General features: G+C 65.0%; 20 protein-coding genes. 7 read left to right on the top strand and 13 right to left on the bottom strand.

Annotated elements, in window-relative coordinates; genetic code table 11:
• Positions 1–2 precede the first annotated feature (2 nt).
• Complete coding sequence (locus SxD43FB_RS05565) at positions 3–410, top strand: GtrA family protein (protein ID WP_176482680.1); 408 nt, start codon at positions 3–5, stop codon at positions 408–410.
• On the top strand, positions 388–2,145 hold the full coding sequence (locus SxD43FB_RS05560; RefSeq protein WP_176482679.1) for a hypothetical protein: 1,758 nt from the start codon (positions 388–390) through the stop codon (positions 2,143–2,145). Before SxD43FB_RS05565 ends, SxD43FB_RS05560 begins: the two co-directional genes overlap by 23 nt.
• On the opposite strand, the gene msrB is transcribed toward SxD43FB_RS05560, so the two are convergent.
• The 3 genes from msrB to SxD43FB_RS05545 are packed head-to-tail and all read right to left on the bottom strand — an operon-like array spanning position 2,132 to position 4,802.
• Complete coding sequence (gene msrB, locus SxD43FB_RS05555; protein ID WP_096061322.1) at positions 2,132–2,608, bottom strand: peptide-methionine (R)-S-oxide reductase MsrB; 477 nt, start codon at positions 2,606–2,608, stop codon at positions 2,132–2,134. The genes SxD43FB_RS05560 and msrB overlap by 14 nt on opposite strands.
• Before the next feature lie 18 nt (positions 2,609–2,626).
• Positions 2,627–3,817 (bottom strand): ABC transporter permease, encoded by a 1,191-nt coding sequence (locus SxD43FB_RS05550; protein WP_096061321.1) that lies wholly within the window; start codon positions 3,815–3,817, stop codon positions 2,627–2,629.
• Between the two features lie 13 nt (positions 3,818–3,830).
• Positions 3,831–4,802 carry an ATP-binding cassette domain-containing protein gene (locus SxD43FB_RS05545; RefSeq protein WP_096061320.1) on the bottom strand — a complete coding sequence of 324 codons (972 nt, stop codon included), beginning with the start codon at positions 4,800–4,802 and terminating at the stop codon, positions 3,831–3,833.
• 43 nt (positions 4,803–4,845) lie between these two features.
• Here SxD43FB_RS05545 and queG point away from each other — a divergent pair, with 43 nt between their 5' ends.
• The gene (queG, locus tag SxD43FB_RS05540; protein ID WP_096061382.1) at positions 4,846–5,985 is read left to right on the top strand and encodes a tRNA epoxyqueuosine(34) reductase QueG; all 1,140 of its coding nucleotides are present in this window, start codon (positions 4,846–4,848) and stop codon (positions 5,983–5,985) included.
• Between the two features lie 83 nt (positions 5,986–6,068).
• On the opposite strand, the gene SxD43FB_RS05535 is transcribed toward queG, so the two are convergent.
• From SxD43FB_RS05535 to SxD43FB_RS05525, 3 genes are all read right to left on the bottom strand, one after another.
• Positions 6,069–7,334 (bottom strand): glutamate-5-semialdehyde dehydrogenase, encoded by a 1,266-nt coding sequence (locus SxD43FB_RS05535; protein WP_096061381.1) that lies wholly within the window; start codon positions 7,332–7,334, stop codon positions 6,069–6,071.
• A 73-nt stretch (positions 7,335–7,407) separates the two neighbouring features.
• Positions 7,408–8,043 (bottom strand): methyltransferase, encoded by a 636-nt coding sequence (locus SxD43FB_RS05530; RefSeq protein WP_096061380.1) that lies wholly within the window; start codon positions 8,041–8,043, stop codon positions 7,408–7,410.
• Between the two features lie 143 nt (positions 8,044–8,186).
• On the bottom strand, positions 8,187–10,478 hold the full coding sequence (locus SxD43FB_RS05525) for a CDC48 family AAA ATPase (RefSeq protein WP_096061319.1): 2,292 nt from the start codon (positions 10,476–10,478) through the stop codon (positions 8,187–8,189).
• Between the two features lie 336 nt (positions 10,479–10,814).
• Here SxD43FB_RS05525 and SxD43FB_RS05520 point away from each other — a divergent pair, with 336 nt between their 5' ends.
• From SxD43FB_RS05520 to SxD43FB_RS05510, 3 genes are all read left to right on the top strand, one after another.
• Positions 10,815–11,699: a LysR substrate-binding domain-containing protein gene (locus SxD43FB_RS05520; protein ID WP_069065702.1), complete on the top strand. Its 885-nt coding sequence runs from the start codon at positions 10,815–10,817 to the stop codon at positions 11,697–11,699.
• 86 nt (positions 11,700–11,785) lie between these two features.
• Entirely contained in the window at positions 11,786–12,943 is a 1,158-nt protein-coding gene (locus tag SxD43FB_RS05515) for a GGDEF domain-containing protein (protein ID WP_096061318.1), read from the top strand.
• Positions 12,944–13,084: 141 nt separating this feature from the next.
• Positions 13,085–13,753 (top strand): hypothetical protein, encoded by a 669-nt coding sequence (locus SxD43FB_RS05510; RefSeq protein WP_069065700.1) that lies wholly within the window; start codon positions 13,085–13,087, stop codon positions 13,751–13,753.
• A gap of 9 nt (positions 13,754–13,762) precedes the next feature.
• Here SxD43FB_RS05510 and metW read toward each other — a convergent pair whose 3' ends face one another.
• The 7 genes from metW to SxD43FB_RS05475 form a co-directional block, all read right to left on the bottom strand.
• Entirely contained in the window at positions 13,763–14,356 is a 594-nt protein-coding gene (gene metW / locus SxD43FB_RS05505; protein WP_043150159.1) for a methionine biosynthesis protein MetW, read from the bottom strand.
• Positions 14,353–15,489 (bottom strand): homoserine O-acetyltransferase, encoded by a 1,137-nt coding sequence (locus SxD43FB_RS05500; RefSeq protein WP_096061317.1) that lies wholly within the window; start codon positions 15,487–15,489, stop codon positions 14,353–14,355. The genes metW and SxD43FB_RS05500 overlap by 4 nt, the downstream gene beginning before the upstream one ends.
• Before the next feature lie 621 nt (positions 15,490–16,110).
• Positions 16,111–16,626 carry a hypothetical protein gene (locus tag SxD43FB_RS05495; protein ID WP_141249458.1) on the bottom strand — a complete coding sequence of 172 codons (516 nt, stop codon included), beginning with the start codon at positions 16,624–16,626 and terminating at the stop codon, positions 16,111–16,113.
• Between the two features lie 89 nt (positions 16,627–16,715).
• Positions 16,716–17,030 (bottom strand): type II toxin-antitoxin system RelE/ParE family toxin, encoded by a 315-nt coding sequence (locus tag SxD43FB_RS05490; RefSeq protein ID WP_096061315.1) that lies wholly within the window; start codon positions 17,028–17,030, stop codon positions 16,716–16,718.
• A complete protein-coding gene (locus SxD43FB_RS05485) occupies positions 17,027–17,314 on the bottom strand; it encodes a hypothetical protein (protein ID WP_096061314.1) in 288 nt (95 codons plus the stop codon). Before SxD43FB_RS05485 ends, SxD43FB_RS05490 begins: the two co-directional genes overlap by 4 nt.
• Positions 17,315–17,402: 88 nt before the next feature.
• Positions 17,403–18,731, bottom strand: coding sequence for a glutamate--tRNA ligase (gltX, locus tag SxD43FB_RS05480; RefSeq protein WP_096061313.1), 1,329 nt, complete (start codon positions 18,729–18,731; stop codon positions 17,403–17,405).
• Between the two features lie 75 nt (positions 18,732–18,806).
• Entirely contained in the window at positions 18,807–20,468 is a 1,662-nt protein-coding gene (locus tag SxD43FB_RS05475) for an NAD+ synthase (RefSeq protein WP_096061312.1), read from the bottom strand.
• A 134-nt stretch (positions 20,469–20,602) separates the two neighbouring features.
• On the opposite strand from SxD43FB_RS05475, the gene SxD43FB_RS05470 reads away from it, so the two are divergent.
• A complete protein-coding gene (locus SxD43FB_RS05470) occupies positions 20,603–21,538 on the top strand; it encodes a ribose-phosphate pyrophosphokinase (RefSeq protein WP_096061311.1) in 936 nt (311 codons plus the stop codon).
• The last annotated feature ends 12 nt before the right edge of the window (positions 21,539–21,550 follow it).

Below are 21,550 nucleotides of genomic sequence, written 5' to 3'. Positions count from 1 at the left end.
CGATGATTGAGCGGCTGCGCGTGCTGGCCATGCTGGTCGCGCGCGCCACCTTTGCCCGCTATCTGCTCGCCAGTATCTGCGCGCTGGCGAGCGACATGGCGCTGTTTCTGGCGCTGGACCAAGGGGGGGCGCCGCCTTTGCTTGCAGCCTTTGGCGGCTATGCCGGGGGGCTGCTGGTCCATTGGATCATCAGCATCCGCTTCGTTTTCGACACCGGCACGGGACCGACCCATGCCCAGCGCGCAGGCTTCGTCGCGAGCGCCCTGCTCGGCATGGGCCTGACCTTGCTCCTCGTCGGTGGTTTGAGCGCGCTTGGCCTCGCCCCGGCGCTTGCCAAGCTCGTTTCCATCCCGGTGAGTTTCCTCACCGTCTATGCGATCCGCCGCCATGCCGTCTTTGCCCGCTCCTGAGCGCAACCGGGCGGCGCTGCTGGCGCTGCTTGGCTGGCTGCTGTGTAGCACGGTGATGCTGGCACTGTTCCGCGCCGATATCGCGACGCTCGGCTTTCGCGATCCCGACGATGCGATGCGGCTGGTGCAGATCCGCGACTGGATCGGCGGACAGGCCTTTTGGGACGTGTCGCAACATCGGGTGAACCCGCCGCTGGGCGGCCCGATGCATTGGTCGCGCATCGTCGACATGCCGGTGGCGGCATTGATCCTGTTGTTCACGCCGCTCTTGGGCGCGACCCAGGCAGAAATATTAGCCTGCGTGATCGTGCCGCTGCTGCTGCTCGGCGGGCTGACGGCCGCCTTATTCATCGCCGCGCGCCGGATCGCCGGGCCTATCGTCGCCTTGCTGAGCGTCGTCCTGCTGCTGACGACACCCAGTATATTGGTGCAATTCACCCCCTTGCGCATCGACCATCATGGCTGGCAGATTTTGCTGGCCGCGATCGCCCTGTGCGGCGCGACCGACGACAGGCCGGCGCGCGGCGGCATCATCGCTGCTTTGGCCTTGGCGCTCTGGCTCCAGATTTCGAGTGAGAGCCTGCCCTATGTCGCGCTGTTCGGCGCGGCCTTCGCGCTGCGCCACTGGATCGCGCGCGATCAAGCGCCACGCTTCATCGCTTTTGCGCTCACCCTGGGCGGCGCCGCTCTCTTCTTGCTCGCGCTGTTGCGCGGGCCGAATGCCGCGATGGCCAGCCATTGCGACGCGCTATCCTATGTCTATGTCTGGCCGCTGATTGCGCTCGCGATCGCCACACTCGCCGCCGCACGCCTGATCGGCACCGCTACCGCGCCACGCCGCCTGGCCATCACCATGATCGGCAGCGGCGCGGCGTTGGCGACCTTTGCCCTGACCGGCGGTCCCTGTCTGTCGGGCGACCCCTTCGCGGCGCTTGGGCCGCTCGCCTATAAGCTCTGGTATCTTCAGGTGATGGAGGGCCGCCCGATCTGGGAACAGAGCCTGTCGATGCGCGGCGTCATCCTGTTGCCGCCTCTGCTTGGCCTTGGTTCCGCACTGCTGGCGGCGCACACGACGCAGGGCGAAGCGCGCATGCGCTGGCTTTTGCTCGCCCTGTTGCTGCTCGGCGCGACCGGCGTGGCGATGCTGGTGATGCGCGCGCTATCGGTCGCGCATGTCCTGGCCCTGCCCGGCATCGCCTGGTTGTTGATCGCCCTGTTCCGCCGCATCCAGAGCGCGCGCGCCGCGTTGGTGCGGGTCAGCGGGTCGGTCGCGCTGGCGCTCCTGACCCCGGTGGGGCTAAGCGCCCTGTGGACGGCGCTGGCCAGCCCGCCCGAACCAGCCGCGCAAAAAGGGGGTGATTGCCGGTCGGCCAGCATGCTTGCGCCGCTCCGCGCGCTGCCGCCTGCCACCCTGTTCGCGCCGCTCGACCTTGGCCCGGACATTCTCGCACGCACCGGCCATAGCGTCATCGGCACGGCGCATCATCGCAATGCCGTCGGGATCACCACCGTCATTCAGGGGTTTGTCGATCGGCCTAATCAGGCGCACGCCACGATCGGCCGGACGCGCGCAACCTATCTCGTCACCTGCGGCGGCCTCAACGAACTGCGGCTCTACGCCAAAACCAACCCGGCGGGCCTTGCCGCCTTGCTGGCAAAGGGCAAGCCGCCCGCCTGGCTCGAACAGCTCCCCACCAAGGAACCGCTGCGCCTCTACCGCATCAGGCCGGAATGAAGCGCATCGCCACGCCGTTCATGCAATAGCGCTTGCCTGTCGGCCTTGGCCCATCATCGAACACATGGCCCAGATGCCCGCCGCAGCGCGCGCAATGGACTTCGGTGCGCGGATAGCCGAGATCAAAGTCGCGGCTGGTGCCGACCGCCTTGGGCAGGGGCGCGTAGAAGCTCGGCCAGCCGGTGCGGCTGTCGAACTTGGTTTTCGAGCTGAACAATTTCTGGTCGCAACCCGCACAGGCGAAAATACCCGCGCGCTTTTCCTTGTCCAACGGACTGGTGAAGGGATGCTCGGTCGCCTGTTTGCGCAAGACATTATAGGCAAGCGGCGACAAGCGCTGGCGCCATTGCGCATCGGTCAGGGCAAAGGGATAGGCCGCTTCGGCTTCGCCGACGCCCAATCGCCAGAAGCCCAAGGCCACCGCGCCGGTCGCCATGCCGGCAAGAAGATGTCGTCTGTTCATCGCACGATCCTATCCGCCCTAGCCTGTCGAAGCCCTGAACAACTGTTTCCACCAGCGCCCGCCCGACTGCATCACATGGCGGCGGAACAGCAGCACGCCGACGCGGATGATCAACCCCACGAAGAGCGCCTGCCAGACGATCGCCAGCAGATGCGGCCATAGCGCATCATCCTGCGCCGCCCGCGCGATCATGGTGAAGGGGGAGCTGAACGGGAAGATCGCCGCAGCAATCTCCGGTGCCTTGCCCATATGGTCGATCGCGTAGCTGGCGAAGAAGAAGATCATCATCTGCCCCATGGTGACGGGCATGTTGAGCGTCTGCACCTCGCGCACCGTCGCCGCCTGCGCGCCGATGCCTAAGAATAGCGAGCCGAGCAACGTATAGGCCATCGCAAAATAGATGACCGCTAGAGCCAGGAACACCGGCCAGCCGACCGCTGGCACCGGCACCGCCGCGCCATTGCCGCCCAGCGCCAGGAAGATCGCAAAGGCCGTCCCGCCCCAGAAGGCGATACCGACAAAGCTCATCGCCAGCATCGCCATCAGTTTCCCTAAGAAAATCGCGTCGATCGGCACCGCCGCTGCCAATATCTCGATGATCTTGTTGGTCTTTTCCTCGACCAGATTGGACAGGATCATGCCCGCCAGCAGGATGGTGAGGAAAAACATCACGATCTGCGCCACCCGGCCGATCTGCAATCGCCCCTGCGCCTGCGCCCCGTTGCTGGTGGCGACTTCCTCGCGCTGCACCTGCACCATGCGCAGCGTATTTTCCGCCTGCGCCGCACTGGCGATCAGGCTGAGGTCGCCCTGCAGCCGGTCCAGATCCTCCGCCTTGCCAGTCAACACCGGCCGCGCGACCGTGCCCGACAGGATCGCCACCACCGCCGAATCCGCCCGCGCCAGTTGCACGCGCGGCGCGGGCGTCACCGGCACCCGCCGCATCCGCACCAGCGCCTGATCCCCCATCCGCTCGGTCAGCCGCCCATGCGCCCGCTCCAGCCGAACCGCTTCGTTCGCGGGCATGGCAATGCCGACCACAGGCCGCAAATCGGTGCTGGAAATCTTGTCGGTGAACCCGGCAAAGACCATGCCGATCAGGATCGGCAGCAACGGCCCCAACAGGAACAGGATGAAGGTGCGGGACAGCACGACCGCGGTGAAATCCCGCCGCGCGATCACCAAGGCAGCGCGCCACATTTCCCTCATGCCCCAACCTTCTTCATACTAAGGCCTCCCGCTCGGCATCATCGCGCATCTGCTGCGCCGCCGCCGCGCCCGCAATCGCCACGAACGCATCATGCAGGCCCGGCCGCTCGATCGACAGGCTCTCAATCCCCGCATCGCCATCCAGCAAGGCGCGGAGCAACGGCTCGATCCCGCCATCGGGCAATGCGAAATGCCACGCCCCTTCTTCCTGGGTCGCATCGCCGGGCAACGCCGCCCGCCACGCGCCCTCGCTCGCCCGCGTGCGCAACCGCACCTGCGACCGCAACTGTGCGCGCGCATCGTCCACCGTGCCCTCGAACCGGATGCGCCCGCCGGCCACGATCGCCACCCGCTCGCACAATCGTTCGGCATGGGCGATGACATGGGTGGAAAACAGCACGGTGACGCCCCGCTGCGCCTGTTCGCGGATCAGCCGCTCCAACTTCTCCTGATTGATCGCGTCCAGCCCCGAAAAGGGCTCGTCCAGCACGATCAGCCGCGGCTCGTGGATGATCGTGCCGAACAATTGCACCGTCTGCGCCATCCCCTTGGACAATTGCCGGATCGGCTTGTTGATCGCCGCGCCCATGCCATGCCCCTCCAGCATTTCGCGCGCCCGCACCCGCCCCTGCCGCAGCGGCAGCCCGCGCAGCGCGCCCATGAAGGCAATCGCCTCATAGGCTTTCATCGAGGGGTACAGCCCGCGTTCCTCCGGCAGATAGCCGACCTGCCGCGCCATGCGCAGCGGCTGCTCCGCGCCCAGCAGGCGGCGATGCCCCTCATCAGGATCGATAATGCCGAGCAAGGTGCGCAACAGCGTCGTCTTGCCCGCGCCATTGGGACCAAGCACGCCATAGATGGTGCCCGCAGGCACGGCGATGTCGACCCCATCGACCGCGCGGAAGCTGCCGAAAGTCTTGACAAGGCCATGGCCTTCCAGGGCATAGGCTGGAGCGGGAGCAAGGCCCGGAGTGTCGCCGTTCATGCCCTTGTGATAGTCTGGACCCGTGGCCGTGCAAACCGAAACCTTGGAGCAGCGCCTGAAAGGACAGGCCGCGCAATTGGGCTTCGCCATCTGCCGCATCGCCCCCGCCGATACCGGCCCGCAAAGCGCCGAGCGGCTGCGCCAATGGCTCGACGCCGGCCATCATGGCGACATGCTGTGGATGGAGGAACGCGCCGACCAGCGTGGTTCGCCCCAGGGGCTGTGGCCGGACGTTCGCAGCGTCATCATGCTGGGCATGAGCTATGCGCCGGGGCGCGACCCGCTGGCGCTCGCCGATGTGCCCGACCGCGCGCGCATCTCGGTCTACGCGCAGGGTAAGGATTATCACGACGTCGTGAAGAAGGCTCTCAAGGCGCTGGCCCGCTGGCTGGTCGATCAACAGCCCGGCGCGCTCAAGGTCTTCGTGGATACAGCGCCGGTGATGGAAAAGCCGCTGGCGCAGGGCGCAGGCCTTGGCTGGCAGGGCAAGCATAGCAATCTCGTCAGCCGCGACCATGGCAGCTGGCTGTTCCTGGGCGCCATATACACTGAGCTGACGCTGGCTCCCGACGGCGCGGAACGCGACCATTGCGGCAGTTGCACCGCCTGCCTGACCGCCTGCCCGACCGACGCCTTCCCCGCGCCCTATGTCGTCGATGCGCGCCGCTGCATCTCCTATCTGACGATCGAACATAAAGGGCCGATCCCGCACGAATTGCGCGCCGGGATGGGCAACCGCATTTATGGCTGCGACGATTGCCTGGCGGTCTGCCCCTGGAACAAATTTGCCGACGCCGCCGCCGCCAACCGCGCCTTCCTCAGCCGCGCCGAACTCGCCGCCCCGGAACTCGCCGACCTGCTGGCGCTTAACGATGCCGACTTCCGCGAACTCTTCTCCGGCTCCCCCATCAAACGCATCGGCCGCAACCGCCTGGTCCGCAACGCCGCGATTGCGGCGGGCAATAGCGGCGACGCGCGACTGCGGGGGCGGCTGGAAGCGCTGGTCGCGGATGATGATCCCGTGGTGGCGGAAGCGGCAGCGTGGGCGATCGAAAAACTGTCGAGCGCCGCCCCCCTTGGCCCTCTCCCGCCTTCGCGGGAGAGGGAGGGGCCCGCGCCGAAGGCGTGGGAGGGTGAGGGTCTGTCTAACGCTGCAAGAAAGACCCTCACCGAATGCGACTAGGCAGCAAGCTGCCAAGTCTTCATAGTCTCTCCCGCGAAGGCGGGAGAGGTGTGAAGGTCGCCCTTGCGTCGCCCTTTATGCGGTCAGAGCCGAACCTGGCCCGTCCCCCGCACGATCCACTTATAGGTCGTCAGCCCCTCCAACGCGACTGGACCGCGCGCGTGCAACCGCCCCGTGGAAATACCGATTTCCGCGCCCAGCCCGAATTCGCCGCCATCGGCGAACTGGGTCGAGGCGTTCCACATCACGATGGCGCTATCCACCGCGTTGAGGAAGCGCTCGGCGGTGGCGGCATCGTCGGTGATGATCGCGTCGGTATGGTGGCTGGCATGGGCGGCGATATGGGCGATCGCTTCCTCCACGCCATCGACCAGCCGGATCGACACGATCGCGTCGAGATATTCGGTGTCCCAATCGGCCTCGTCGGCGGGCTTCACCCGCGCGTCCATCGCCTGCACCGCTTCGTCGCCGCGCACTTCGCATTGCGCGTCGAGCAGCGCCCTGACCAGCGCGGGCGCATAAGCATAGGCGCGGTCGATCAGCACCGTTTCGGTCGCGCCGCAAATGCCCGTGCGGCGCATCTTGGCATTGACCACCAATTGCTGCGCCATCGTCGGGTCCGCCGCGCCATCGACATAGCTGTGGTTGATGCCGTCGAGATGCGCCAGGACCGGCACGCGCGCTTCGTCCTGCACGCGCGCGACCAGGCTCTTGCCGCCGCGCGGCACGATCAGGTCGACAAATTCGGCCGCCTTGAGCAGCGCGCCGACCGCCGCGCGATCGGTGGTGGGCACCAGTTGCACGACATCGGCGGGCAGGCCAGCCGCGACGATCCCCTCGACGATCGCGGCGTGGATCGCGCGGTTGCTCTCCTTCGCCTCGCTGCCGCCGCGCAGGATCACCGCATTGCCCGCGCGCAGGCAGAGCGCCGCCGCGTCGGCGGTCACATTGGGGCGGCTTTCATAGATGATGCCGATCACGCCCAGCGGCACCCGCACCCGGCGCAGGTCCAGCCCATTGGGGCGCACGCTCTGGTCGATCACGCTGCCCAGCGGATTGGGCAGCCCTGCGACCTGTTCGACGCCCGCCGCCGTCGCCTCTACCCGGCCCGCGTCCAGCCGCAGCCGGTCGAGCAAAGCGGGCGACAGGCCGTTCGCCACCGCATTGTCCATGTCGCGCGCATTGGCGGCGATGATCGCCGGTGCCTGGTCCCGCAATGCCTGAGCCGCGCGGCGCAGCGCATCGGCCTTTTGCGCGTCGCTCGCCTGCGCGATCACGGCGGCGGCGCGGCGCGCGCGCGCGCCCATCGTCGCGATCAGCATTTCGGGGGTCTGGGTCAGGTCGTTCATCATCACTCTCGCCATTCGGATGCGCGGCGGCTTAGCATGAAAGCCGACCGTTGCGAAGGCGATAGGACCGGCGTCAGGCCGCCTTGGCCAGCCCCTCATCCTTGACCGCGCGAAACAGGCGGCAGGGCGGAATATTGCGCCATTCCAGCGCATCCTGCACCTGCCCGAACAGGGGATCGATCAGGCGGCGCACCAAGCGCGAATATTGATAGACGAGGAAGGCCCCGCCGGGCCGCAGCGCGCCAAGCGTCTCCGCCGCAATGCCCTCGCCCACACCGTCGGGCAGGGTGGAGAAAGGGATGCCGGACAGGATATAGTCGGCCTGAACATGGCCCGCTTCCCGAATGAAGCGGCGCACGTCGGCGGCCGATCCATGCACGACCCGCAGCCGGGGATCATCGATCTGCGCCTCCAGATAGGCAACGAAATCGACATTGAGGTCGATCGCCAGCAGCGTGGCATCGGGGTGCATCCGGTCGAGAATCGCCTGGGTGAAGGTGCCGACACCTGGCCCATATTCCACGAACAGGCGCGTGCGCTGCCAATCGACGGGGTCGAGCATGCGCTTCACCAGCGTCGCGGACGAGGGAATAATCGACCCGATCATGCCGGGATGCTTAACGAATTGCCGGAAAAACAGCCTCCATTGGCTCAGGAACGCGCCCTTGCGAGCGCGATTGTCGTTCTTTTTCAAGGGAATGGAGGCCATCAATATCCGCCTGTTTGTCATTACGGTCGGGCGTCGCAAAAATCGGCAAGCCTTGCAAGCCGCATTGCGCGCATCGGGCAGGAACGCGCAGGCGGCGATTGGTTTCCCCGCCGCCTGCGCGTCACCCTAGCGGTGAGGCTCGATCAGGCCCGGTCGCGCCCGCGCACCATGCCCGGTGACACGAAGCCGATCGGGTCGATCTGCATCGCGCTTTGCTTCAACGTCGCCTGGATCTGCTCATATTCCCGCTCCATGTCGGGCGTCACCGATGCGCGGGTTTCCAGCAGCGCGGCCTCGAAATGGGCCATCGTCACCTTCTCGACCGTCATCGACTGGCGCAGCGCGAACAGGCCCGCGCGACGCGACAGATCTTCCAGATCCGCGCCGGTAAAGCGCTGCGTCCGCGCCGCCAGCGAGGCGAGATCGACATCCTCGGCCAGCGGCATCTTGCCGGTATGGATCGACAGGATGCGCGCGCGCCCCGCCTCGTCCGGCACGGGGACATAGATAAGCTCGTCGAACCGGCCGGGCCGCAACAGCGCGGGATCGACCAGGGTCGGCCGGTTGGTTGCGCCGATCACGACGACCGATTGCAGTTCCTCCAGCCCGTCCATCTCGGCCAGGATGGTGTTGACCACCCGCTCCGTCACCGCCGGTTCGCCAAGCCCGCCGACACGCGCGGGGACCAGGCTGTCCAGTTCGTCGATGAAGATGACCGTCGGGGCCACTTGCCGCGCGCGGGCGAACAGCCGGGCGATCTGCTGCTCGCTTTCGCCATACCATTTGGACAAGAGGTCGCTCGATTTGGTAGCGATGAAGTTCGCCTGCGCCTCACGTGCGACGGCCTTCGCCAATAGCGTCTTGCCGGTGCCGGGCGGGCCATAGAGCAGGAAGCCCTTGGCCGGGCGGATGCCGATCCGGCGGAAGGCGTCGGGGTTTTTGAGCGGCAGTTCGACCCCTTCCTTCAACCGCATCTGCGCATCGTCCAGCCCGCCAATGTCGGACCAGCCGATATTGGGCGCCTGCACCATCACCTCGCGCATGGCGGATGGCTGCACCCGCTTGATCGCAGACATGAAATCCTCGCGCGTGACGCACAATTCTTCCAGCACGTCGGCCGGGATCGTTCCGTCCTCCAGGTTGAGGCGCGGCATGAAGCGGCGCACCGTCTCGATCGCCGCCTCGCGGCAAAGCGCCGCCAGATCCGCGCCGACAAAGCCATAGGTCGTGCGCGCCAGTTCGGAGAGGTCCACCTTGTCGCCCAGCGGCATGCCGCGCGTGTGGATGCCCAATATCTCGCGCCGACCGCGCTCGTCGGGCACCCCGACCACGATCTCGCGGTCGAAGCGCCCCGGTCGCCGCAGCGCCTCGTCAATCGCCTCCGGGCGGTTGGTCGCAGCGATCACCACCAGATTGGTGCGCGGCTCCAGCCCGTCCATCAGCGTCAGCAATTGCGCGACCAGCCGCTTTTCGGTCTCGCCGGTCACCTGCCCGCGCTTGGGCGCGATCGAATCGATCTCGTCGATGAACAGGATCGAGGGCGCAGCCTTGGCCGCTGCCTCGAATATCTCGCGCAACTGTTTTTCGGATTCGCCATAGGCCGACCCCATGATCTCCGGCCCGTTGATCAGGAAGAATTCGGCTTCCGATTCGTTGGCGACGGCGCGGGCCAGCCGCGTCTTGCCAGTGCCCGGCGGGCCATGGAGCAGCACGCCGCGCGGCGGATCGACGCCCAGCCGCTGGAACAGTTCGGGGTAGCGCAGCGGCAGCTCGACCATTTCGCGCAACTGGTCGATCGTATCGGCCATGCCGCCGACATCGTCATAGGTGACATCGGCACGCCGCGCTTCCTTGGGCTCCTCATATTCGGGGCGCAGCTCGACTTCGGTTTCGGCGTCGATCTGCACCACACCTTTGGGCACGGTCGAGACCACGACCAGCCGGATTTCCTGCAAGGCATAGGCGGGCGCGGCCAGCATCTGGCGCAATTGCGGCGGCATGTCACCGGTCGGCACCTGCTGTTGGCCCGCGGTCGCGACGACATCACCCGCGGTCAACGGCCGCTGGAAGAAGACCCGCTTGAGCGCTTCGGGATGGCCCTGAAGCCGTAAATTATTTTGTGCAGGCGCGAACACGACCCGCTGCGCCGGGCGCGGCTCGACCTTCTCGATATGGACGAAATCGCCCGACCCGGCCCCGGCATTGGCGCGCTGCAAGCCATCGAGGCGCAGCACGTCCAACCCTTCATCTTCCTTGTACGGACGCACCACGCGCGCAGGCGTCGATCGCTTGCCGACGATCTCGATCACATCGCCTTCGCTCAGCTGCAATTCGGCCATCACCGTCAAGGGCAGCCGCGCAAGCCCGCGTCCTGCATCTTCGGGCCGCGCATTGGCGACCTGGATGCGGCGTCCAGTCATTTCCTCATCGGCCATCGGGCACCCCGTCCTTCTTGTTCCGTAACGAGATAGGAAACGTCGGCCGCCGCGAAAAGGGGGCCATGTGCCGCGCGCTGGGCATAAAAAAAGGGCCGACCACAAGGGTCAGCCCGTAAAGTTTTAGGAGAGGATGCCTGAAAGGCCTGCTCTATATGTAGCGCTAAACGCGATATTGCAAGTGCGAACGCAAAAGTTCCGGTTGCAAAAAATGCATCTTGCCATTCGCCTGATTTTCCTGCTCTGTAGGGCGAGGATGCTTGAGACCGGAAGCTGCCCACTCGATAACAGGCGATGACGCGGCGCAGCGCACCGGCGATGGAATAGTGAAAGATCATGCGGAGATTACCGCCCCTTACGGCCCTGGAGGCCTTTGTGCAGGTCGCACGCCTCGGCTCGGTCAAGGCGGCGGCGGAAGAGCTTGCGCTCTCGACTCCTGCGCTCAGCCGCCGGGTTCAGGCGCTGGAACGCTTCATCGGCCGCCCCCTGTTCGACCGCAAGCATCAGGCGCTGGAAATCAATGCCGAGGGGCAAAGGCTGCTCGACGACATCGCGCCCGCCCTCGATTCGCTGGCGCAAGCGCTGGAAAATATCCAGAGCGGCGGCAATCAATTGCGGCTGCGGCTGGCGGTGCTGCCGCTGTTCGCGACCCAGCGTCTCTTCCCGCATCTGGGTGCCCTGCGCGCGCTCCACCCCCAGCTGCATATCGACATCGAAACGACGCCCCATGCGGTGGCGCGGCTGGGCGAAGGGCTGGACGCGGCGATCGTGCTGCTGGCCAAGGATATCGATCCGGCGCTCTATGCGCATGAGCTGGACCATGACGAAGTCTATCTGATCGGGCGGCGCGAACTGCTCGAAGCGCCCCATGCGCTGACCGCGCCGCAGGAGCTGGCGAACCATACCGTCCTCATCCACCGCGACATGGCCCAATCCTTCGACGCCTGGAAGGAAGCGGTCGGCCTGCCCGACCTGCAACCGCTGGCGATCGACAATTATGATTCGGGCCAGTTGATGCTGGAGGCCGCGGCGCAGGGGCTGGGCGTGGCCGTCATGCATGCCAGCCATTTCAACCAGTCGGGTGATACCCGGCTGGTGCGGCTCTTCCCCGACACGCATGTCGACAGCCCCTATCGCTATTTCTTCGTCTGCCGCCCCCGCGCGCTCCAGACGCGTGCGGTCCGCATCTTCCGCGACTGGCTGGTCGCCGCCGACATCTGACCGCGCGCGCGACCGGGAAGGGGAGACGGATCGATTCTTTCCCGCTATGCTCTTAACCCTGTTCCACCTCTGCCGTTATGAGGGTCATGACCGGGGCATCCTCTTCTTCCGCAGGCTCGCAACATGGGCTTACCGATCGGCTGACGCGCTGGGCCAAGGGTCTGTCGGGCAAGGCGGAGGAGGAAAGCGCGGAAGTCGAAGCCCGGCCCCGCGCCGGATCATCGTCCAGCCGCGAGATCAACCGCCGCCGTCAGCTCTATGAAGATATTGGTGATTTTCTCTTCGCCCATGACCTCGACCTCACGCCCATCAATTTCAGCGTCGCGCTGGATTATCTGACCGGCGCGAATATCGGCGTGGAAAAGGCGATCCGCGCGGTCATGATGGAGCGCGGCAAGATCACCAATGGCTGGATCGAGACGATCGCGGCCGAACAGCGCGCCGATGAAGTGACCCCCGATTCGCTCGCGACCATGCTCGACAAGGTCGAGGAAAATCTCACCCAGTTCACCGGCCTGATGCATGAATCGCGCAATTCGGCGAAGGATTATGGCGCGGCGCTGCAGGAACAGGCCAAGGATCTGGTCGAAGGCGGCGATAGCGAGCCGGTGCTGGCGCGCCTCGTCGGCCTCACCCGCTCGATGGTCGAAAAGACCCGCCTCGTCGAAACCCAGCTGCGCGAAAATCAGAAGCAGACCAAGGCGCTCAAATCCAGCCTCGAAACCGCCCGTCGCGCCGCCGAGCATGACCATCTGACCGGCCTGCCCAACCGCCGGGCCTTCGAAACGGTGCTGCGCGAGGAAGTCGCGCTGGCGCAGGCGCAGGGCGAACAGCTCTCGGTCGCCTTTTGCGACATCGACCATTTCAAGCATGTCAACGACACCCACGGCCATGACACGGGCGACCGGGTGTTGAAATTCGTGGCTGGCCTCTTGGCCAAAGCGTCCAACGACCGCTGCCATGTCGCCCGTCATGGCGGCGAGGAATTCGTCATGCTGTTCCGCGGCAAGGGGCCGGGCGAAGCAGGCGAAGTGGTGGACGGCGTGCGCGAGGATCTGGCCAACCGCAGCCTCGTCAACCGCGCCACCGGCGAGCGGATGGATCGGGTCAGCTTTTCCGCCGGGGTCGCCAATGTGCTGGCCTATGAAGACGCCCGCGCCGCGCTCAAGGCCGCCGACCGCGCGCTCTATCTGGCCAAGGAACATGGCCGCAACCGCGTCTATCTCGCCGCCGAAACCGACTGATCCCCCGTCCCTGTCCCGCCCCTGTACAAGAGGCGGGCTTCGTCGTTGACAACGCCCCCATAATGATCGACCCCAGCGTCGATACGCATGGCGAACCCGGCGCAGTTTCCGGCTCTACGATACATTGGGGGGGGGGACTGCATGATCCTGTATTTGATGGCCGCTGCGGCCAGTACGACGCCTGCCGACGCATGGACCACATGCCTGACCACGCGGGTCGAGACATTGGTGCGTGGCACCGCGACCGCCGACACCATCGCCGACCAGGCGATGCGCGCCTGCGCCGCCGATGAGCTGGCCGTGCGCCGCTCGATCGAGAAAGATGCGGGTGGTGCCAGCGTTGCCGAGGTGTCGCAGCTGCTCGACACGCTGAGCCGGGACACGCGCAAGGAAATGCGCACGCTGGCGATCGAACTGCGCGCGCTGCAACCCAAGGCCGCCGCGCCCCGCCCGGCCGCAACCGCCGCCGCGCCGCTCGACCCGCGCGCGGCCGCCCGCGCCAAGGCCGCCGCCGTGCAGAAGGGCAGCACTGCCACCGGCCCGCTGACGCTCAAGCTCAAAGTGTTCAACTCCGCCACCGTGCCGGTCGGCTCCATGAACACGATCGCCACCAATGGCAGCGTGGGTGCCAACTGGCTGACGCAAAAGGCGATCGCGCCCTCGGCCTTTCACACCTTCACCTTCACCAATGCCGCGTGCAGCCGCAACCTGCGCGTCACCTTCAGCAGCGGGGCCAGCCTGACGCGGATGCTCGACTTCTGCGGCAAGACGACGCTCTACATCAGCAATCGGGACATGTGGGTCGAATAAGCCGCGCAGCTATTTGCGCAGCAAAAACACCGCATGTTCGGCGAACAGATTGGCGTTCGCGTGGGTGGTTTCCTTGTCGCCCTTCAAAAACCATTGTCCGTCGATGGTCCAGCCGCGCTCCTTCACCAGGGCGCGGAAATCATCGACGGTGACATGGTGGATGTTGAGCGTGTCGTACCAGGTGTCGGGCAACAGCCGCGTTACCGGCATCCGCCCGCCCCACAGCAGCGACAGCCGCCCGCGCCAATGGGCGAAATTGGGGAAGGACACGAAGGCCTGCCCGCCGATGCGCAGCAATTCCTCCACCACCAGGTCGGGCCGCCGGGTCGTCTGGAGCGTCTGGCTCAATATCGCATAGTCGAAACTGGCGTCGGGATAGTAACGCAGGTCCGTGTCCGCATCCCCCTGCACCACCGACAGGCCGCGCGCCACCGCCGCCGCGACGTTCGATCCGTCAATCTCCAGCCCGCGCGCATCGACCCCGGCATTGTCGCGCAGCGCCGCCATCAGCGCGCCCTCGCCACAGCCGACGTCCAGTACCCGCGCGCCCTGCCGCACCGTCCGCGCGATCAGCGCCAGGTCGGGACGTAACGCCGCGCTCATGCCCGCCCGCCCTTCAGGAAGCCGTCGACCACCCGGTTGAGTTCGGGACATTCCAGCAGGAAGGCGTCATGGCCGAACGGGCTGGACAGTTCGACGAAGCTCGCCTGCGCGCCGCTGGCGTTGAGCGCATGGACGATGATCCGCGATTCGGTGGTGGGATAAAGCCAGTCGGTGTCGAAGCTGACGAGGCAGAAGCGCGCCTTGCTCGCGGTGAAGGCATGGGCCAGCGACCCGCCATGATCCTCGGCAATGTCATAATAGTCCATCGCGCGGGTGATGTAGAGATAGGAGTTGGCGTCGAACCGATCGACGAAACTCAATCCCTGATGCCGCAAATAGCTTTCCACCTGGAAATCCGCGTCGAAGCCGAAGGTCTTGGCGTCCCGCCCCTGCAAGCGCCGCCCGAATTTCTCGGTCAGCCCGGCTTCGGACAAATAGGTGATATGCGCCGCCATCCGCGCGACGGCGAGGCCCGCGCTCGGCACCCCCCCATCGGCATAATAGTCGCCGCCACGCCATTGCGGATCGGCCATGATCGCCTGGCGCCCGACTTCATGAAAGGCGATATTCTGTGCGCTGTGCCGTGCGGTCGAGGCAATGACGACGCAGCTTTCGACCCGGTCGGGGAAGAGGGTCGGCCAGGTCAGCGCCTGCATGCCCCCCATCGACCCGCCGATCACCGCCGACAGCCGCGCAACGCCCAGATGGTCGAGCAGCAACGCCTGCGCCCGCACCATGTCGGCGATGGTCAGCACCGGAAAGCGCATCGCATAGGGGTCGCCCGTCACAGGATCGATACTGGCCGGGCCGCTCGACCCCATGCAGCTGCCGATGACATTGGCGCAGACGATGAAATGGCGCGCCGGGTCGACCGGCTTGCCCTCGCCCACCATCCGCCACCACCAGCCGGGCTTGCCCGTGCCCGGATGCTCCGACGCAACATATTGGTCGCCGGTCAGCGCATGGCAGATCAGGATGGCGTTGGACCCGTCGGCATCCAACTGCCCATAGGTTTCATAAGCGATATCGACCGGTCCCAGCGTCGCCCCGCTCGACAGGTTGAGCGGTCCGGTCAGGCGGACCTGGCGGCGCAGGCCGAAACGGCTGTCTTCAGTCGCGATGATGCTGGCCATGATGCCGCCGCGCTAGGACCGCCACCTGTTCCTGTCAATCGCCAGCGGGCGGTGGCGGCGGGGCGGGGCGGCTTCGGGTCGGTGCGTGGCCCATCGCCGCGCCGCCAAACGAGCGGCAGGGTCACAGCGCGCAAGTTCACACCGTTGCAGGCAGTGTTTTTCCGAGCGTTTTCGCTGTAATCGCCACCGGGGCGTACCACCCAAGCACCCCCGACGCGCCGCTAAAGTCACAGCGACGCGCCGCCTATGCGACGGTGACGCGACAGGCCGGTCACTGTGAGAGCAATCGGTGGGGGAAGGCGAAGGGCGGGCAGGTCCATCGACAAGGATAGATCAGAGGAAATCCTATTTTGGAAGGGGAATAGGATTGGGCGCGCGCATCGGATCAGATAGGTTTCGCATTAAATGGGTCGTTTGCGGAATATCGGGTTTCGAACAGGCATAGGCCGATAGTGGAGGTGCTATGGTGACGGAAAACCATGCTTTCGGGTTTCCGGAGCATTTTTACCATCCGGCAGTGTTTCTCGGACAAGTGAGTAGGATGAAGGGCCGCGCAATCTGGAGATTGGCGCAATTAACGGGAATTTTCATCGCTTCCTGACGCCTATCATGTGGTTTATGTCAGTCTGGTGATTGTGCGCTTTCAGATGCCGTCAGAGTATAGGGTTGATGTCTTGGATGCTTTTCGGACCACATTCGCAGAAGGCGAAGCACGCTTGCGGGATCGTAGATGTCGAAGTCCTTGTCCGGAAACGTATCTCCCTCTCTCAACCATCGCGGAAGATCATCTTCCTTGCACCCGCGAATTAGCAGCTTTGCTATACTTCTGAAGTTTGCGGCTATTGAAAGTAACTCCATCTGAAATTCGTGATTTTGGCCTGTTGACTGAATCATATCATAGTAGATAGGCCAACCATGACTAACCAAGATTGACCAACCAATCTGTTGGAATATGCCGTCAGCGTTATAAGCCGATTCCGATGACGTCGATGAGTCATTGAGTTGTCCTCTGCCTTCGATAGCTTCGGCGTCGTAGTTCGCGAGTGCTTCCCGTGCCTTGGGATCGTTCACATACTTTTTGAGCATCGCGTAAAATTCGTCGAACGCGAACGGTCGTGGTAATTCTATGTCAGCCATGTCCGCCCGTTTCCGTTCTTCCCGACCCGTCATTGTGACGGCATTTTCTTAAGATATCGGCGGTGCGACGAAAATCAGGTGAAATCCGCTCATTCATTCGGGGTTTCCGCTTGATCCGCGATGGCAGCGATCGGCGGCCACTGGCGGCGCGCATGGAGCAAGCGCAGGATGCGCACCAGATCGTCGGCGACATCGTAAACCAGGATATAGTTGCGATGCACCACTAGCTCGTATGTCCCTGTCACACGACCTGGGCGTGCGATTGCGGGGTGATTGACCAGATTGCGCGCCTTCTGCGTGAACAATGCATCCAGCGTCAGCGCGGCCGCTGGATTTTCCTTGGCGATGTAGGTGCGTATGTGCCGCCGGTCTTGGCGCGCCTCCAGCGTCCATGCGAGCTTCACGCCCCGCCAGCCATCCTAGCCCGCGTCTCGTCCCGCCATGCCTCCGCTTCCTGTTCGACGTCATCGTCAGAGACCAGACGTCCGGCATTGGCCGAATCCAGCCCGACCTGCACCTGCTGCCGGAACCATGCGTCATGGTCAGCCGCCTGGCGTTCGCCCGACACATAGTCGCGCATGAAATCGCGGATGAGTTGTGCTCCGGTTCGATCATGCGCCTTCGCAGCGTCGGCAAAGGCGCTTTTGAGGGCATCATCGACCCGGAAGGTAAAGGTGGACTCGCCCATGCCGCCATCTCCATGTGTTACAAGGTTAGTACATGGTAACATAACTCCCGTTGTAGGGGAGGATTTTATATCCGAATCCCAACGCCCCTCAGGACTGAAGGCGGCGCAGCGCTTCGTCCTGGCCGATCAATGGCAGCAGCAGGCTCATGTCCGGGCCGTGATCGAGGCCTGTCAGCGCGCGGCGCAGGGGGAGGAAGAGGGTCTTGCCCTTGCGGCCCGTCTCGCCCTTGAGCGTCTCTGTCAGCGTGCGCCAGATAGCCGTGTCGAAGGGTAGGTCGGCCAGCAGGCGGTGTGCGGCGGCCAGGAAGTCATGGTCTTCGGCGTCCGGCGCGGGGGCATCGACGGGGCCGGTGACGATCCGCCACCAGTCAGCTGCACCTGCCACCGTCTCCAGATTGGGGCGGATCGCTTCCCATGCCGGGGCGTCCATGCCGCCCGGCAGCCGCGCGGCGACTGCGTCATAGGGCAGGAGATGGACGATCTTCTGGTTCAGCCCCGCCAGTTCCGCCTCATCGAAGCGCGCGGGGGCGCGGCCGAAATGGGCGAAATCGAAACTGTCGATCAGCGGCTCCATGTCCGCGAACGGCTCGACCGACTGGCTGCTGCCGAGCCGCGCGAGCAGCGACGCGATCGCCATGGGTTCCAGCCCCAGTTCGCGGAAATGGGCGACGCCGAGCGACCCCAACCGCTTCGACAACTTGCCCTCCGCCCCGGTCAGCAGCGCTTCATGCGCGAAGGCGGGCAGCGGCGCGCCCATTGCCGCGAGCATCTGGATCTGGGTCGCGGTGTTGGACACATGATCCTCGCCGCGCAGAACGTGGGTGATGCCCATGTCGATGTCATCGATCACCGACGGGAGCATGTAGAGCCAACTGCCATCGGCGCGGCGGATCACCGGATCGGACAGCAATTTGGGGTCGAAGCGCTGTTCGCCGCGAATGAGGTCGGTCCAGACGATCGGCTGGTCATGGTCCAGCTTGAAGCGCCAATGCGGGCGGCGGCCTTCGGCTTCATAGGCCGCGATCTGGTCCGGCGTCAGGCTCAGCGCGCCGCGATCATAGACCGGCGGCAATCCGCGCCCCAACAGCACCTTGCGCCGCAATTCCAGTTCCTGCTGCGTCTCATAGGCAGGATAGACCTGGCCCGCCGCGCGCAGCGCTTCGAACCGGCTTTCATACAGCGCGAAGCGTTCGGACTGTTTGGCCTCCGCGTCCCAGCTCAGGCCGAGCCATTGCAGGTCGGCGCGGATCGCATCGGCATATTCGGGGCGCGAGCGTTCGAGGTCGGTATCGTCCAGCCGCAGCAGGAATTGCCCGCCGGACTTTTGCGCGAACAGCCAGTTATGCAGCGCGGCGCGGATATTGCCGACATGGAGATGGCCAGTGGGCGAAGGGGCGAAACGGGTGATGACGGTCATGATGGTCACTCATGCCCCGTTCGGTTCGAGCTTGTCGAGAACAGTTCTCGACAAGCTCGAACCGAACGGAGGTTGTTACAGGGTGCGAAACGCATTGGTGATGGGATAGCGCCGGTCGCGGCCGAAGTTGCGGGTGCCGAGCTTGACGCCGGGCGGGGACTGGCGGCGTTTATATTCGGCGACATAAAGCAAGCGCTCGATCCGGGCGACGGTCTCGCGCTCGAACCCGCGCGCTACCAGTTGCTCGACCGACAATTCTTCCTCGACCAGGCCGTAGAGGATGGGGTCCAGCACCTCATAGGGGGGCAGGCTGTCGTCATCGCGCTGATCGGGGCGCAATTCGGCGCTGGGCGGCTTGGTGATCACCCGTTCCGGCATGACCGGCCCGGTCGGCCCAAACCCCTCGCCCAGCGTCGGGACATTCTCGTTGCGCCAGCGGCAGAGGTCGAAGACGGTGGTCTTATAGGCATCCTTCAACACCGAATAGCCGCCCGCCATGTCGCCATAGATGGTGGCATAACCCACCGACATCTCGCTCTTGTTGCCGGTGGTCAGCAGCATGTGGCCGAACTTGTTGGACAGCGCCATCAGCGTCACGCCGCGAATACGCGACTGGATATTCTCTTCGGTCAGGTCGCGTTGCCGCTCGGCAAACACATCACCCAGCATCGTGTCGAACGCACCGACCGCCGGTTCGATCGGGATGGTATCGTATCGCACGCCCAGCAACCGCGCACATTCGACCGCATCGTCCAGGCTCTCCTGGCTGGTGAAGCGCGACGGCATCATCACGCACCATACCCGGTCCGCGCCCAGTGCATCGACCGCGACCGCCGCCGACAAGGCGGAATCTATCCCACCCGACAGGCCCAGCACGACGCCCGGAAAGCGGTTGCGGTTCACATAATCGCGCAGGCCTAGCAGCATCGCATTATAGATGTCGGCGGGCCGGTCATCCAGTTCATGGCGCGCGCCGGGCAGGCAGACCCACTGCCCTGCCTGCTTCTCCCATATCGTCAGCACCAGCGCCTCGTCCCAATCGGGCATCTGATGCGCGATCGACAGGTCGGCGTTCATCACGAACGATGCGCCGTCGAACACCAGCTCATCCTGCCCGCCGACGCGGTTGAGATAGGCAAGCGGCAGGTTGGTCTCGCGCACCCGCGTCCCCGCGACGCCATTGGTGCGGCGGTCATCCTTGTCGACCTCATACGGGCTGCCATTGGGGCTGATCAATAGGTCCGCGCCCTGCGCCTTCAGATGCGCGGTGACGAAGGGGAACCAGATATCCTCGCAGATCGGCACGCCGATCTTGACGCCCTTGAAGTCGATGGGTGCAGGCAGGGGGCCGGGCGCGAACAGGCGCTTTTCATCGAACGTGCCGTAATTGGGCAGCTCGCGCTTCTGGCGGATGGCGGTGACCGCGCCGCCTTCCAGCAGCGCGACGACGTTGAACAATACACCCTGCGCCGCGACCACGGTGCCGACCAGCATCGCCGGGCCGCCATCGCCGGTCGCCTGCGCCAGCCTGTCCAGTTCCTGATTGGCGCGTTCGACCAGCGCGGGCTTCAGCACCAGATCTTCGGGCGGATAGCCGATCAGCTGCAATTCGGGATAAACGATCAGGTCCGCATCCATCGCCCGCGCCCGCCATTCCAGCATCGCGTCGGCATTGGCGGCGAGGTCGCCCACCGACTGGGTCATCTGGGCAAGGGCGATCACGAGTTTGTCGGTCATGGACGCGGCCCCTAATGCATTTTTCCGGCTGGCGCAAAAGCGCCTTTCCACCGCGACCCCGCGCCGCTACAGGGGCGGCGTTTCACCCAGCGTCATCAATTCGTCACGCCTTTTCATTTCAGGGGGTTTTGGCCATGAAGCTCATGACCGGCAATTCGAACAAGCCGCTCGCGGCCGCCATCGCCGACTATATCGAAATTCCCCTGACCGACGCCAGCGTCCGCCGCTTCGCCGATGAGGAAGTGTTCGTGGAAATCCACGAAAATGTCCGGGGCGAAGATGTGTTCGTGCTGCAATCGACCAGCTATCCCACCAACGACAATCTGATGGAATTGCTGATCATGATCGATGCGCTGAAACGCGCGTCGGCCAAGCGAATCACTGCCGTCGTCCCCTATTTCGGCTATGCGCGGCAAGACCGGAAGCCCGGCCCCCGCACCCCGATCAGCGCCAAGCTGGTCGCCAACCTGATCACCAAGGCCGGCGCCGACCGCGTCCTTTCGGTCGATCTGCACGCAGGCCAGATCCAGGGCTTCTTCGACATTCCGACCGACAATCTGTTCGGTGCGCCGGTCATGTCGGCGGATATCCAGGCGCGCTTTGGTGACCGCAACCTGATGGTCGTGTCGCCCGACGTCGGCGGCGTGGTGCGTGCGCGGGCGCTGGCCAAGCGGCTCGACAACGCGCCGCTCGCCATCGTCGACAAGCGCCGTGAGCGCGCGGGCGAATCGGAAGTGATGAACATCATTGGCGATGTCGCCGGGCGTTTCTGCGTCCTGATCGACGATATCGTCGATTCGGCGGGGACGCTGTGCAACGCGGCCTCCGCGCTCAAGGCGGCGGGGGCCGAAGATGTCGTCGCCTATGTCAGCCATGGCGTGCTGTCGGGCGGCGCGGTCGCGCGGGTCGATGCGTCCGACCTGCTGGAACTGGTGATTACCGACACGATCCAGGGGACCGAGGCGGTCAACACCGCCAAGAAGGTCCGCCACCTGCCCATCGCCCCGCTGCTGGGTGAGGCGATCAAGCGCATTGCCGATGAAAGCTCGGTCTCCAGCCTGTTCGACTGACAGCATGAAGCC

It is taken from the genome of Sphingobium sp. D43FB (assembly GCF_002312805.1).
Lineage (GTDB): Bacteria > Pseudomonadota > Alphaproteobacteria > Sphingomonadales > Sphingomonadaceae > Sphingobium.
Note: the sequence above shows the minus strand (reverse complement) of the source record. Positions and strands in the feature narration are given on the sequence as shown.

Bases quoted from the DNA above. Each gene is read 5' to 3' on its own strand.
- SxD43FB_RS05530 (WP_096061380.1), bottom strand. From the start codon at position 8,043: ATGGCCTCCATTCCCTTGAAAAAGAACGACAATCGCGCTCGCAAGGGC.
- SxD43FB_RS05550 (WP_096061321.1), bottom strand. From the start codon at position 3,817: ATGAGGGAAATGTGGCGCGCTGCCTTGGTGATCGCGCGGCGGGATTTC.
- SxD43FB_RS05560 (WP_176482679.1), top strand. From the start codon at position 388: ATGCCGTCTTTGCCCGCTCCTGAGCGCAACCGGGCGGCGCTGCTGGCG.
- SxD43FB_RS05475 (WP_096061312.1), bottom strand. From the start codon at position 20,468: ATGACCGACAAACTCGTGATCGCCCTTGCCCAGATGACCCAGTCGGTG.
- SxD43FB_RS05535 (WP_096061381.1), bottom strand. From the start codon at position 7,334: ATGAACGACCTGACCCAGACCCCCGAAATGCTGATCGCGACGATGGGC.
- gltX (WP_096061313.1), bottom strand. From the start codon at position 18,731: ATGACCGTCATCACCCGTTTCGCCCCTTCGCCCACTGGCCATCTCCAT.
- SxD43FB_RS05485 (WP_096061314.1), bottom strand. From the start codon at position 17,314: ATGGGCGAGTCCACCTTTACCTTCCGGGTCGATGATGCCCTCAAAAGC.
- SxD43FB_RS05515 (WP_096061318.1), top strand. From the start codon at position 11,786: ATGACCGGGGCATCCTCTTCTTCCGCAGGCTCGCAACATGGGCTTACC.
- SxD43FB_RS05565 (WP_176482680.1), top strand. From the start codon at position 3: ATGATTGAGCGGCTGCGCGTGCTGGCCATGCTGGTCGCGCGCGCCACC.
- metW (WP_043150159.1), bottom strand. From the start codon at position 14,356: ATGAGCGCGGCGTTACGTCCCGACCTGGCGCTGATCGCGCGGACGGTG.
- msrB (WP_096061322.1), bottom strand. From the start codon at position 2,608: ATGAACAGACGACATCTTCTTGCCGGCATGGCGACCGGCGCGGTGGCC.
- SxD43FB_RS05545 (WP_096061320.1), bottom strand. From the start codon at position 4,802: ATGAACGGCGACACTCCGGGCCTTGCTCCCGCTCCAGCCTATGCCCTG.
- SxD43FB_RS05495 (WP_141249458.1), bottom strand. From the start codon at position 16,626: ATGGCTGACATAGAATTACCACGACCGTTCGCGTTCGACGAATTTTAC.
- SxD43FB_RS05500 (WP_096061317.1), bottom strand. From the start codon at position 15,489: ATGGCCAGCATCATCGCGACTGAAGACAGCCGTTTCGGCCTGCGCCGC.
- SxD43FB_RS05520 (WP_069065702.1), top strand. From the start codon at position 10,815: ATGCGGAGATTACCGCCCCTTACGGCCCTGGAGGCCTTTGTGCAGGTC.
- SxD43FB_RS05510 (WP_069065700.1), top strand. From the start codon at position 13,085: ATGATCCTGTATTTGATGGCCGCTGCGGCCAGTACGACGCCTGCCGAC.
- SxD43FB_RS05470 (WP_096061311.1), top strand. From the start codon at position 20,603: ATGAAGCTCATGACCGGCAATTCGAACAAGCCGCTCGCGGCCGCCATC.
- SxD43FB_RS05525 (WP_096061319.1), bottom strand. From the start codon at position 10,478: ATGGCCGATGAGGAAATGACTGGACGCCGCATCCAGGTCGCCAATGCG.